Annotated in this window: 11 protein-coding genes and 1 pseudogene; 9 read left to right on the top strand and 3 right to left on the bottom strand. The window is 70.6% G+C overall.

What is annotated here, in order from left to right:
* Window position 1 precedes the first annotated feature (1 nt).
* Together xdhC and AB0F56_RS18195 are read left to right on the top strand one after the other, a co-directional pair.
* Window positions 2-817, top strand: coding sequence for a xanthine dehydrogenase accessory protein XdhC (xdhC, locus tag AB0F56_RS18200; protein ID WP_362010389.1), 816 nt, complete (start codon window positions 2-4; stop codon window positions 815-817).
* A gap of 421 nt (window positions 818-1238) precedes the next feature.
* Window positions 1239-1592: a hypothetical protein gene (locus AB0F56_RS18195; RefSeq protein ID WP_362010386.1), complete on the top strand. Its 354-nt coding sequence runs from the start codon at window positions 1239-1241 to the stop codon at window positions 1590-1592.
* Between the two features lie 104 nt (window positions 1593-1696).
* Here the strand turns inward: AB0F56_RS18195 and AB0F56_RS18190 are convergent, their stop codons facing one another.
* Window positions 1697-2764, bottom strand: coding sequence for a substrate-binding domain-containing protein (locus AB0F56_RS18190; protein ID WP_362010383.1), 1068 nt, complete (start codon window positions 2762-2764; stop codon window positions 1697-1699).
* 222 nt (window positions 2765-2986) lie between these two features.
* On the opposite strand from AB0F56_RS18190, the gene AB0F56_RS18185 reads away from it, so the two are divergent.
* Both AB0F56_RS18185 and AB0F56_RS18180 read left to right on the top strand, forming a co-directional pair.
* Window positions 2987-5410 carry a polysaccharide lyase 8 family protein gene (locus AB0F56_RS18185; RefSeq protein ID WP_362010381.1) on the top strand — a complete coding sequence of 808 codons (2424 nt, stop codon included), beginning with the start codon at window positions 2987-2989 and terminating at the stop codon, window positions 5408-5410.
* Between the two features lie 81 nt (window positions 5411-5491).
* A complete protein-coding gene (locus AB0F56_RS18180; protein WP_362010379.1) occupies window positions 5492-6205 on the top strand; it encodes a heparin lyase I family protein in 714 nt (237 codons plus the stop codon).
* Between the two features lie 36 nt (window positions 6206-6241).
* On the opposite strand, the gene AB0F56_RS18175 is transcribed toward AB0F56_RS18180, so the two are convergent.
* Entirely contained in the window at window positions 6242-7363 is a 1122-nt protein-coding gene (locus tag AB0F56_RS18175) for a glycerol dehydrogenase (RefSeq protein ID WP_362010376.1), read from the bottom strand.
* Window positions 7364-7762: 399 nt separating this feature from the next.
* Here AB0F56_RS18175 and dhaK point away from each other — a divergent pair, with 399 nt between their 5' ends.
* The 5 genes and pseudogenes from dhaK to rpmF all read left to right on the top strand — a co-directional run bounded on the left by dhaK (window position 7763) and on the right by rpmF (window position 11100).
* Window positions 7763-8758 carry a dihydroxyacetone kinase subunit DhaK gene (dhaK, locus tag AB0F56_RS18170; protein WP_362010374.1) on the top strand — a complete coding sequence of 332 codons (996 nt, stop codon included), beginning with the start codon at window positions 7763-7765 and terminating at the stop codon, window positions 8756-8758.
* Between the two features lie 60 nt (window positions 8759-8818).
* A pseudogene (gene dhaL / locus AB0F56_RS18165) lies at window positions 8819-9457 on the top strand (dihydroxyacetone kinase subunit DhaL); the annotation flags it as partial.
* Window positions 9458-9460: 3 nt separating this feature from the next.
* Window positions 9461-9961 carry a PTS fructose transporter subunit IIA gene (locus AB0F56_RS18160; protein ID WP_362010880.1) on the top strand — a complete coding sequence of 167 codons (501 nt, stop codon included), beginning with the start codon at window positions 9461-9463 and terminating at the stop codon, window positions 9959-9961.
* A gap of 74 nt (window positions 9962-10035) precedes the next feature.
* The gene (locus tag AB0F56_RS18155) at window positions 10036-10824 is read left to right on the top strand and encodes a crotonase/enoyl-CoA hydratase family protein (RefSeq protein ID WP_362010371.1); all 789 of its coding nucleotides are present in this window, start codon (window positions 10036-10038) and stop codon (window positions 10822-10824) included.
* 105 nt (window positions 10825-10929) lie between these two features.
* Window positions 10930-11100, top strand: coding sequence for a 50S ribosomal protein L32 (rpmF, locus tag AB0F56_RS18150; RefSeq protein WP_362010368.1), 171 nt, complete (start codon window positions 10930-10932; stop codon window positions 11098-11100).
* 158 nt (window positions 11101-11258) lie between these two features.
* On the opposite strand, the gene AB0F56_RS18145 is transcribed toward rpmF, so the two are convergent.
* The gene (locus tag AB0F56_RS18145) at window positions 11259-11771 is read right to left on the bottom strand and encodes a hypothetical protein (protein ID WP_362010366.1); all 513 of its coding nucleotides are present in this window, start codon (window positions 11769-11771) and stop codon (window positions 11259-11261) included.
* Window positions 11772-11817 lie beyond the last annotated feature (46 nt).

Here is an 11817-nt window from a genome sequence, read left to right as displayed (position 1 = left end):
CATGACATGGGCCGCCGCGGTCGCACGGCTGCGAGCACGCCGGGAGTCCGGCGTACTGGTGACCGTCGCGACCGTGCGCGGCCATGCCCCGCGCGACGCCGGCGCGAAGCTCGTGGTGGGGCTGACCGAGACATGGGGCTCGATCGGTGGCGGCAATGTGGAGGCGGTCGCGATCGACCGGGCCCGGCAGATGATCTCCGTCCCCAAGCCCGCGCCGGAGCCGGAGCTGATCGACTTCGCCCTGAACGACAAGGTGACCAACCGGCATGGCGTGCAGTGCTGCGGCGGTACGGTCTCGGTGCTGCTCGAACCGCTGCCGGTGGTACGGGCGGTGGCGATCTTCGGCGTGGGCCACGTCGGCCTGGAACTGGCGCGGATCCTGGCACGCCAGGACCTCGACCTCCATCTGATCGACAGCCGCGCCGACATCCTCACCAAGGAGCGCCTCGACGTCCTGGCGGACGCGGTCGCGCAGGTGCACGTCCACCACACCCCCTTGCTGCCCGAGGAGGTCCTGGAGGACCTGCCGCCCGGCACCCACGTCCTGATCATGACCCACGACCACGCGGAGGACGCCGCCCTGTGCGACGCGGCCCTGCGGACCGCCCACTTGGGCTCGATCGGCCTGATCGGCTCGGCGGCCAAGTGGACCCGCTTCCGCAAACGCCTCGCCACGGAGGGCGGCCACGCGGACTCCACCATCGACCGCATCAAGACCCCGATCGGCCTCCCGGACATCACGGGCAAGGAGCCCGCGACGATCGCGGTGAGCGTCGCCGCGGACCTGCTCCGCACGTTCGAATCGGAAGGGGACTGACAGCGAGGGCCCGGGGCCAGGGACTCACCAGCTTTTGCCGGCCTGCTCGCGGACGGTGCGGTTGATCCGGTTGACCTGACCGCCATCATGGTCGTGGTCGACCCGGCGAAGCTCGCGCGGATGGACCTCCCCGTTCAGGGTCCGTCGCTCGAACCTTGAGGAGACGGCTCACCTTTCGACGCGGGCCGCCGGAACCCGCGCACTTCCCTCATGCGCCGACGGCAATATCCGCCAGTTGGCTGAGCCATGGCCAAAAAGCTGAATGCGGCCGGGCATCAAGACCTTCACGTCAGCCACCCGGGCCCCGAATTGGCCTGGACTGACAAGGCCATCACAGAGCGCTTCAAGCTACCTTTCCTGTCGATCCAGCGAGCACGCGCACGATTTCCACGTCCATCAACCGCAAAGGAATGAGGGCCTCATGAAATCAAGGCTGGCCACAGCGGCCGTTCTCGGCGTCGCCGCTATGGGAATGACCCTCACCGCACCCGCCGCGCACGCGGCCTCCCCCTCCCCCACGTCCGCCGCGACCTGCCAGAACTGGACCGTGAGCAGCGGGCAGGGCAAGGGTTCCGGCACGCACTGCTCCGACGGTGTCGTGTCCGGCTGGGTGGAGGACACCAAGGCCGACGGACGGTGTCCGTACGTGATCCTGAACACCAGCGGCGGCGCCATCCACAGTCCGTGGGTCGGGCCCAAGGGGGCGAAGAAGAACTTCTCCTTCTCGGGAATCTGGGGGACGGTGACGTACTCCATGGGCTACGTCAACTGCTGAACCACCCCGGCATTCCGAAGACTCCGGGGCTTGGGTTCCGACGAACCCAAGCCCCGGAGCACCACCTCCGAATTCCGCTACGAATCAGGCCCCTTGCGCGTCGCTCAGCTGCCGCTCGACGAGCGGGCCCGTAGCTGCGGGAGCACGAACAGCCGGTGCCGTGGGGCGTCGGGTTGGTCGAGTCTCCGTACCAGCAACTCCACGGCGGACGCGCCCACTTCGTACTTGGCGGGGGCGACCGCGCTCAGCGGGATGTCGGCGAGGCCCGCCACCTCGTCGTCGTACGCGACGATCGCGACGTCGCCCGGCACCTGGATCGACCGCGCGCGCAACCGTCGCAGCAGCGCGAGCGCCTCGTTGTCGGGGTGGGCGACGACGGCGTCGACGCGGCCCTCCGCCACGGCGTCGAGGAGCTCCTCGATCGGGCCGTCGTACCCCCGGTCCCCGGGGCCCGTGTCGGGGATGTCCAGGACGGGCGCCGGACCGGGGGCTTCGAGGCCCGCCGCGCGTACCCCCGCTTCGAAGCCCTCGATGATCCACGGCGCGGTCGGGCTCGCCCCGCGGACGAGCAGGACGAGGCGGCGGCGGCCCGCGTCCGCGAGGTGCCGTACGGCGAGGCGCGCTCCATGGACGTGGTCGGAGACGACGTGGTCGATCCCGGCCGACTCGTCCGCGTCCGGGCGGCGCTCCACGATCACGACCGGGACGGGCAGCTCCTCGTACCAGCCGCGCGGCCCCGACGGGACCACGAGCAGCCCGTCGATCCCGTCGCCGATCATCCGCTCGACCTGCGCGCGCTCCTCGTCGGCGTCGTACCCCGAGATGTCGAGGATCAGGCGGACGTTCCGAGCCGCGGCGGCTTCCCGCGCGCCCTTGATGACCTCGGGGTAGTAATAGTCCGCCGCCGGCACGATCAGGCCGACGACCCGCTCCCGGCCCGGGCGCCCAGGCGCCTGAGCAGCCCCCTCGGCGGGAGCCGTCTCCGCCCAGGTCTCGGGGAGCATGGCCCCGCCGTGCACCCGCGCCACCAGGCCACGGTCGGCGAGGATCTCGACATCCCGGCGGACCGTGACCGGAGACACCCCCAACTCGGCCGCGAAGTCGCTGACTCGAAGCGAACCCTCCTCCCGCAGCCTGCGCAGGATGGCCTGGTGCCTGTGTTCCGCGTGCACTGCCCCGCTCCCCTCCTAGGACACCCCAGTTCAGGCGCAGTGTAGCGAGCAACCCTCTAGGTCATCGATCGATTCTGAGTGTTTCTGTCTGTACGGACAACGTGAGGCTGTTTCTGTCCAAACCGTTGCCTTGTTGATTTTCAGCGTGTTAGAAACCCCACGCTTACGAGCCAGCGACAGCGCCGAGGCAACGACGCGCTCCTCCCGTAAAGGTCGTCTCCCATGCCATCTCCCTGGCGCCGCCGCACCTTCCTCCACGCCGCCGGTGGAGGCGCGCTCGCCCTCGGACTCTCCGGAACGCTCGCCCGTCCGGCCGCCGCCACGCCACAGCAAGTCCTCCCGTCCGACGCCGAGTTCGACGTGCTGCGCGCCAAGTGGCGTGACCTCATCCTCGGTACGGGCTTCAGCCCCACGGCGGAGCCGTACCGGACCATCCTCACCACCCTCGGCACCACTGCGGCCGGCTTCGCCGCGACCATGGCCCCGGCGAGCGGTTCGCTCTGGCCCGGCCGTTCCTGGACCGACCCCGAGCCGGACCTCGACGCCGAGTCGTACGCCTTCTCGGCGACGATGAACGACAGTTACAACCGGCTGCGCACCATGGCCGAGGCGTACTCCCAGCCGGGCACCGGACTGACCGGGGACACCGGCCTCCGTGACGCGATCCTCACCGGCCTCGACCACCTCCGCGCCGAGGTCTACAACGAGACCACCACGCGCTACGGCAACTGGTACAACTGGCAGATCGGCGCCCCGCAGGCCCTGATGGACACCTGTGTGCTGATGTACGAGCACCTGTCGGCGGAGCAGCTCGCCGGCTACTGCCGGGCCGTGGACGCCTTCGTACCGGACTCGGTCTTCGACTCGTACACGGGAACCAGTACGGGTGCCAACCGGGTCGACCTGTGCCGCGGGGTCATCCTGCGCGGGATCGTCGGCAAGGACGCGGGCAAGATCGCGCGGGCGTCCCAGGCACTGGCCCCGGTGTTCCCGTACGTCACCTCGGGCGACGGCTTCTATGACGACGGCTCGTTCGTCCAGCACCGCAACGTCCCCTACATCGGCGGCTACGGCGCGGTGCTCCACGACGGTGTGGGCCGACTGCTCGCGCTGCTGCGCGGGGCGAGCTGGGAGGTGACGGGCGCCGGCACCCAGCTCTTCCTCGACACGATCGAGAAGGCCGTCGCCCCGTTCATCTACAACGGCCTGATGATGGACAACGTCAGCAGCCGGGGCATCAGCCGCATCGGCACCAACGAACACCAGCGCGCGCACGGCCTGATGGCGACCATCCTGCTGCTCGGCCAGGGCGCGAGCCCCGAGGAGAACGCCCGCTGGCGCGCGATGGTCAAGGGCTGGCTGCAGCGCGACTACTACTACCCCGCGCTGAAGAACCCCGGCCTGAGCCTCATCAGGGCCTCACTCCTGCAGGCCCTGCAGGACGACACCTCAGTGAAGGCCGCCCCCGAGCCCGTCGAGCACCGGCTGTTCCACAACATGGCGCGGGCGACCCACCGTCGTCGCGACTGGGCGGCCTCCGTCTCCATGGCCTCGAACCGCATCGCCCACTACGAGTTCGGGAACGGCGAGCACGCCCGCGGCTACCACACCGGCGCCGGCTGGCTCTCCTGGTGGGGCAGCGACTTCGGCCTGGAGCAGTACTCGGACGCCTACTGGCCCACGGTCGACCCGTACCGCCTGCCCGGCATCACCGCGTCGCGCAAGCCGCTGGCCGACGGCGAGGGCGGCAACTGGGGGCAGCCGATGCCGGACGCCGCCTGGGTCGGCGGCACCACCGACGGCGAGTACGCCGCCGTCGGCCAGCACCTCAAGGGCATCTCCAGCACGATGGTCGCCAGGAAGTCCTGGTTCTTCCTCGACGACTCCGTCGTCTGCCTCGGCGCCGGCATCACCTCGGCCGACGGCCACGCCGTCGAGACGACCGTCGACAACCGCGCGCTCGGCGCCACCGGCGCCCCGGTCCTCACCGTCGACGGCAAGACACAGTCGCAGGCGCAGGGTTGGACGGGCACCTTCGAGGGCGCCGAGTGGGCTCACATCGCCGGGCAGGCAGGCTACGTCTTCCCCGGCGGGGCCAAGCTCCACGCCGTGCGCGAGGAACGCACCGGCTCCTGGCGGGACATCAACACCGGTGGCTCCCCCGACCCGATCACCCGCCGCTACCTGACCCTCTTCACCGACCACGGCGTCGACCCGACCGACGGCGACTACGCCTACGCCCTGCTGCCCGGGGCCAGCGCGCGGGCGACCGCTCAACGCGCGTGCGACAGGGGTTGGTTGAGGATCCTCACCAACTCGGCGGACCAGCAGGGCGTACGTGTACCGAAGTCGGGCTTCACGGCCGTCAACTTCTGGACCGCGGGCACCGTCGACAAGCTCCGCGCCAGCGCTCCCGCCTCCGTCCTCGTACGGGAGCACCGCAACGGCACGGCGACCATCGTCGTCTCGGACCCGGCGCGGCAGGCCACGTCCCTGGACGTCGTCTGGAACCGGCGCGTGAGCAAGGTGCTCTCGAAGCCCGCGACGGTCACCGCCGCCACGACCGGCTCGTCCCTGAAGCTCGTCTTCGGCGATCTCACCGGCCAGGCCGGCGCCCCCCAGAAGATCACCGTCCGTCTCGGCTGACCCCAGACCGCGAGGTGCCCGCCCCGGCCGGGCCGGGCACCTCGCGCGGAATCCCGCTCCCCCACCCCACCGGAGGAATCCATGCGTCTCAGCAACGTCCACGGTGTCGCCCGCTCCGCGCTCCCCCTCGCCGCGGCGTTCTCCCTCGTCCTCGCGACTCCGGCGCACGCCGCGGTCGAATGGGACGGCGACGCGGACAACGGCGGCACCGCCGTGTTCGCCTCGATCCTGTGCGACTCCCCTTCGTACGTGTACCAGCCGGACTGGAACGACGGTCGCGGGAAGATCTTCGGCTTCACCAAGGCAGCGGGCTCCGAGCGGTGCGAGGGGCACGGCATCGCCGGCCGTACCCTCACGTCCGGCCGGACGTACTGGTTCGGCTGGGAGTCCATGACCAAGACGGGCAACGCCCAGACCGTGTTCCAGTGGAAGTCCTGGGGAACCGGCGACGAGCACGACCAGAACTACCCGGTGCTCATGAAGGTCGAGGACAGCCGGCTGAAGATCTGGTACGTCGCCCCGGGCGAGCAGTGGATCTCCGCCGGCAGCGTCGCCTGGACGCCGGGCACCTGGAACAAGATCGAGCTCGGCATCAACGCCCAGACCTCGACGAGCGGTTCCTTCGCCCTGTACGTCAACGGCCAGCTGGTCGTCGACCGTCAGAACGCGCGGACCTGGGACCTCAAGGGCAACGTTCCGCGCTGGGGCTCGTACGGCTCCACCATCTTCGACGTCGAGTCGGTCCACTGGGTCGACGGTCTGAAGATGGGAACGACGCGCGCCGACGTCGACTGACGCATCGTGCGGGCGCTCCGCATGACGCCGCCCGGGTCAGCCGTGCTTCTTCGCGTAGGCGCGGGCGTAGGCGTCCGCGGCGACGAGTGAGTCCATCACCATGTCGGGCGTGACGGCGAAGGGCATGTTGTGCGTCGTCTCGCCCTCGGCGGTGGCCGCGCGGGCGATGGCGAGGAGCTCGTCGCGGCCCGCGTCGACGAGGCCGATCTCGGCGAGGGTGGTGGGCAGACCGACCTCACGGCTGAAGCGGAGGAAGGTGTCGATCTCCTCGGTCGGGGAGCCCTCCATGACGAGTTGGGCCAGCGTGCCCATGTTGACCTTCTCGCCGTGCATGAAGGCGCCGGTGTTCGGCGACGCGGTGAAGCCGTTGTGGATGCCGTGCGCGGCGGCCAGGCCACAGCTCTCGAACCCGAGCCCGGAGAGCAGCGTGTTCGCCTCGGTGATCTTCTCCAGGGCGGGGGTCACGACGTGCTGTTCGGCCGCGAGCTTGGCCTGGACGCCGTACTCCATGAGGGTCTCCCAGCACAGCCGGGCAAGGCTGAGGGCGGCGTCGGTGGCCAGGCCTCCGGCCATGGCGACACTCCGGGCCTGGACGCAGGCGCGGGCCTCGTACCAGGTGGCCAGGGCGTCACCCATCCCGGAGACGATGAAGCGGCTCGGGGCGTTGGCGATGTACGTGGTGTCGACGAGGACGAGGTTCGGGTTGCGGTGCAGCCCGAAGAAGTACCGGTCGAACGCTCCGTCCTCGGTGTAGATGACCGCGTGCGCGCTGGTCGGCGCGTCGGTGGACGCCACCGTGGGTGCGCTGACGGACGGGATGCCGTCGCAGATGAAGCCCACCGACTTCGCGGTGTCGACGGTCATGCCGCCACCGATCCCGATCACGACCTTCGCGCCGACCTCGCGGACCCGGGCCACGATCCGGTCGATCTCCACCTGTGTGCACCTGCCGCCGAAGGTCTCCCGCGTCATCCGGACGCCCGCGCCGGCGAGGGACTTCTCCGCGGTCTCCCCGGCGAAGCCCCACACGCCCTCGTCGGCGAGGACCAGCGCGTGGTCGCCCAGTTGGGCCACGTGCTGCCCCAACTCCCGCATGGCCCCCGCGCCCTGGACGTACTTGGGCGGGCTGATCAGGACGCGCGTGGTGACGGTGTTCAAGGGAGACCTCCTGTGGGGGCCAGGCGCTTGCTTGCCCTTCTTCCTGCTGTGCCGGAAGAAATCAGGGAAAGAAATGAGACGGGCATCCGGAGGATTCACGGAGCCTTCGAGTGGAGTATGGCACAGGGAATTCGAGCCCCGAATACGATGGCGATGGAGAATGCGGGCGAGAATTCCAAGGGCCTGCGAGATGAGGACCTTCGCCCAGGGCCTGGGGGACCAACGCCTCGTTCCTCAGGCGCACCGAGCGGGTGAGACTCGGATCGACACACCTCTTTTCGATATTCCCGTCATCAGCTCTGCCGCGGACGCCAAAGCCGCCTTTCAGAACTCCGCCACGCCGCCGCGCCGCCGCGGAAATTTCGCTACGAATAAAGCCGCACGAGGGAGACACCCGCCTTGAAGAAGCTCATCAACACTCCTCAGAGTGTGGTCTCCGACGCACTACGGGGCATGGCGGCGACACATCGAGAGCTGAACGTGCACGCGGAGGCCGGGATCGTCACCCGGGCCGGCGGGACGGTTCCGGGCAAGGTCGGCATCCTGTCCGGCGGCGGCAGCGGGCACGAGCCGCTGCACGCGGGCTTCGTCGGCCACGGCATGCTGGACGCCGCCGTCGCGGGCCCGGTCTTCACCTCACCGGTCCCGGACCGCATCCACGAGGGCATCACCGCCGTCGACTCCGGCGCCGGTGTGCTGGTCGTCGTCAAGAACTACACCGGCGACATCCTGAACTTCGGTATGGCCACGGAGGACGCCGACGACGAGGGCATCGCGGTCGAGACCGTCGTCGTGGACGACGACGTGGCCGTCGCCCGCGGTGAGGGTGCGGGCCGCCGAGGCACGGGCGCGACGCTCTTCGTGGAGAAGCTGGCCGGCGCCCTCGCCGAGACCGGTGCACCGCTCGCGGAGGTCGCCGCGCTGGCCCGCAGGACCAATGAGCGCAGCCGCAGCTTCGGCGTGGCCCTCTCCTCCTGCACCACACCCGCCAACGGTGCCCCCAACTTCGAACTGGGCGCGGACGAGATCGAGATCGGCGTCGGCATCCACGGCGAGCCGGGCCGCCGCCGCGCTCGCCTGACGACCGCGGCCGAGACGGCCGAGATCATGCTCGACGCGATCCTCGAAGACCTCCCCGAGGCGGACGGCGACCCGGTGATCCTCCTCGTCAACGGCCTGGGCGCCACCCCGCCGGTCGAGCTCTATGTCGTACGCGCCGAGGTCGAGCGGATTCTCACCGCGCGTGGCATCCACACGGCCCGCTCGCTGGTCGGCAACTACGTGACGAGCCTCGACATGGCCGGCTGCACCCTGACCCTGTGCCGCGCGGACGAGTCGATGCTCGACCTCTGGGACGCGCCGGTGCAGACGCCTTCGCTGCGCTGGGGCGTCTGAACCCCCGCCATCCGGCCCCCTCCCCTCACCCGCAGGCCCCCCATCAGGAAGAACGATCCCGTGACGGCTGCTACCCCCACCCCCGACCCCGCTCTCGATGTCACGTACTTCCGCCGCTGGCTGACCGCGGCCTCCCAGCTCTTCGAGCGGGACGAGGCACGTCTGACCGCCTTGGACGCGGCGATCGGTGACGGCGACCACGGCGCGAACATGGTGCGAGGCTTCGCCGCGGCACGCGTCGCCGCCGACGAGTCCCCGGCATCGACTCCCGGTGAGCTCCTGGGCCAGGCCGGCACCACCCTCACCAACACCGTCGGCGGCGCGTCCGGCCCTCTCTTCGGCATGGCGCTGCGCCGTACCGGCAAGCGGTTCGGCTCCGAGACCGACGTCCCCGCCGAGCAGTTCGCGTTCTCGCTGCGTGCGGGAGCCGAGGCCGTGAGCAAGCTCGGCGGCGCGGGTCTCGGTGACGCGACGCTGCTGGACGCCCTGCTCCCGGCGCTCGACGCCCTCGACGCCGAACTCGCGGCCGGTACCCCTCTGACCGAGGCCCTGCGGAAGGCGCGCGCGGCGGCCGAGCGAGGGGCCGAGGCCACCGGCCCGATGCAGGCCCGGAAGGGCAGGGCCAGCTACCTCGGCGAGCGCTCCATCGGCCACGAGGACGCGGGTGCCAACTCCGTCGTACTCCTCTTCGACGCCCTCACCATGGCGGCGGACCCCTCGTGGGAGCCCGCCCCGGCGACCACCGCGGCGCCGCAGGAGTCTGTCGAGACAGCTCGGAGCACGCCCCGGTCGGGTGGTGGACGCGTCGGTGTCGTACTCGTCTCGCACAGCCGCGAAGTGGCCGATTCCACAGCCGAGTTGGCCAAGGCCATGGTCGGCTCCGGTGACATGGCCCCGGTTCTGGCGGCCGGAGGCACCGACGACGGCCGGATCGGGACCAGCGCGGAACGCATCCACGCCGCGGCCGTGAGGGCCGACGAGGGCAAGGGTGTCGCGATCCTCTGCGACATGGGCAGTGCGGTGCTCACCGTCCAGGCGCTGCTCGGCGACGGCGACGAGCGCACGATGCCCGCCGACTCCCGGATCGTGGACGCGCCGTTCGTCGAGGGAGCTGTCGGCGTCGTCGTCACCGCTTCGGTGGGCGGGGACATCGACATGGTCGTGGCGGCCGGCGAGGACGCGCGCAACTACCGCAAGGCCTGAAAGGCTGAAAGGCCCTGCCCGACCGAGGGCGTTGACGCTGGCCCCCGGTTCGCGGCCCCGCGAGAATGCGGGCCATGACCGATGACTCAGCGCATCCCGCCGTCCGCGTCGAGCGTGAGGGGCCCGTGACGACCGTCGTGTTGTCACGGCCCTCCGCCCGCAACGCCGTGGACGGACCGACGGCCCGCGAACTGGCCGACGCCTTCCGCGCGTTCGACGCGGACCCCGACGCCTCGGTCGCCGTCCTGTGGGGCGAGGGCGGGACGTTCTGCGCGGGCGCCGACCTCAAGGCGATCGGCACCGAGCGCGGCAACCGGGTGGAGCCGGACGGCGACGGCCCGATGGGCCCGACTCGGTTGCACCTCTCCAAGCCGGTCATCGCGGCCGTCGCCGGTCACGCCGTGGCCGGCGGGCTGGAGCTCGCCCTGTGGTGCGACCTCCGCGTGGCCGAGGAGGACGCGGTCTTCGGGGTCTTCTGCCGCCGATGGGGCGTCCCCCTGATCGACGGCGGCACGGTCCGGCTCCCCCGCCTGATCGGCGAGAGCCGCGCGATGGACCTCATCCTGACCGGCCGAGCCGTACCGGCGGCCGAGGCGTACGCCATGGGCCTCGCCAACCGCCTCGTCCCGCCGGGCCAGGCCCGGGCGGCGGCGGAAGAGCTCGCCCGGGAGATCGCGGCCTTCCCCCAGCTGTGCCTGCGGCACGACCGACTGTCCGTACGGGAGCAGCACGGCATGCCCGAGCCCGAGGCCCTCGCGGCGGAGCTCCGACACGGCATGGTGCCCCTGTCGGCGGGCGAGACGACATCGGGAGCCGCCCGCTTCACCGCAGGCCAGGGAAGGCACGGCTCCTTCGGCGACTGACGGCCTCCTCGCCGGCCGACCAGACCGAGGCCCTTTTGCTAATGGAATCCATTTTCATATACGGTCTCGGGGACAGCACCGCCCTCGCCACACCCAGGAGCCCCCATGGCCGTCCCCAAGCGGAAGATGTCCCGCAGCAACACCCGTCACCGCCGCGCACAGTGGAAGGCCACCACCCCGCAGCTGGTGCCGATCACCCTCGACGGCTCCGTCCACCATGTGCCGCAGCGCCTGGTGAAGGCGTACGAGCGCGGTCTGCTGCGCCCCGAGGGCTGAGCCCACACCCCGTACGAACGACGAACGGCTACCCGTCACCGTGCTCTCGGGATTACGCCTGCCTCCTCCGCCCGAAGGAGCCCGTCCCCGTCGACGACGACTTCCCGGCCTGGGAGACGTACGGCATCGACGACGTCTGGGCACACGAACCCTCGGATTCAACGGCGGCCTGATTCAACGGGCTTGCGCAGCACGGAGGTGGGCAGCGGCTCTGCTCCGCGAGCGGCCCACAGCACCACTCCGATGTAGAGGATCTGCTCCGGGATACGCTGCCACAGAGGCGAGGCGGGCTCGCCCGCGAACGGGATCTCGGCGACGGCGGCGTGGATGTTCGCCGGCAGCATGACGACGAACAGCAGCGCCAAGCAGTAGCCGGCGGCGCGGCGGGTCCGGCCGATGATCAACCCGACCGCGCCGAGGAACTCCAGCACGCCGGTGAGGTAGACCATCGCCGAGGCGAACGGTACGGCCGACGGGACCATGGCGACGAGGTCGGCATGGTTCGGCATGACGGTGACGCCCGCCGGGACGAAGTGAGCACTGGCGGTCATGAACAGCATGACCGCGACCGCATGGGCCGCCGCCGCGGGCCAGGTCGCGAAGCGCCGTACGCCGAGTGCGCCGAGGCCACGCAGCAGGGCCAGCGAGGTGAGGAGAACGGGCAGGGTCATCTTCGCACTCCGGGGATCTAGTCATTGTCAAGTTCTTGGGTCGAAC

The organism is Streptomyces sp. NPDC026092, assembly GCF_040638605.1.
Lineage (GTDB): Bacteria > Actinomycetota > Actinomycetes > Streptomycetales > Streptomycetaceae > Streptomyces.
Note: the sequence above shows the minus strand (reverse complement) of the source record. Positions and strands in the feature narration are given on the sequence as shown.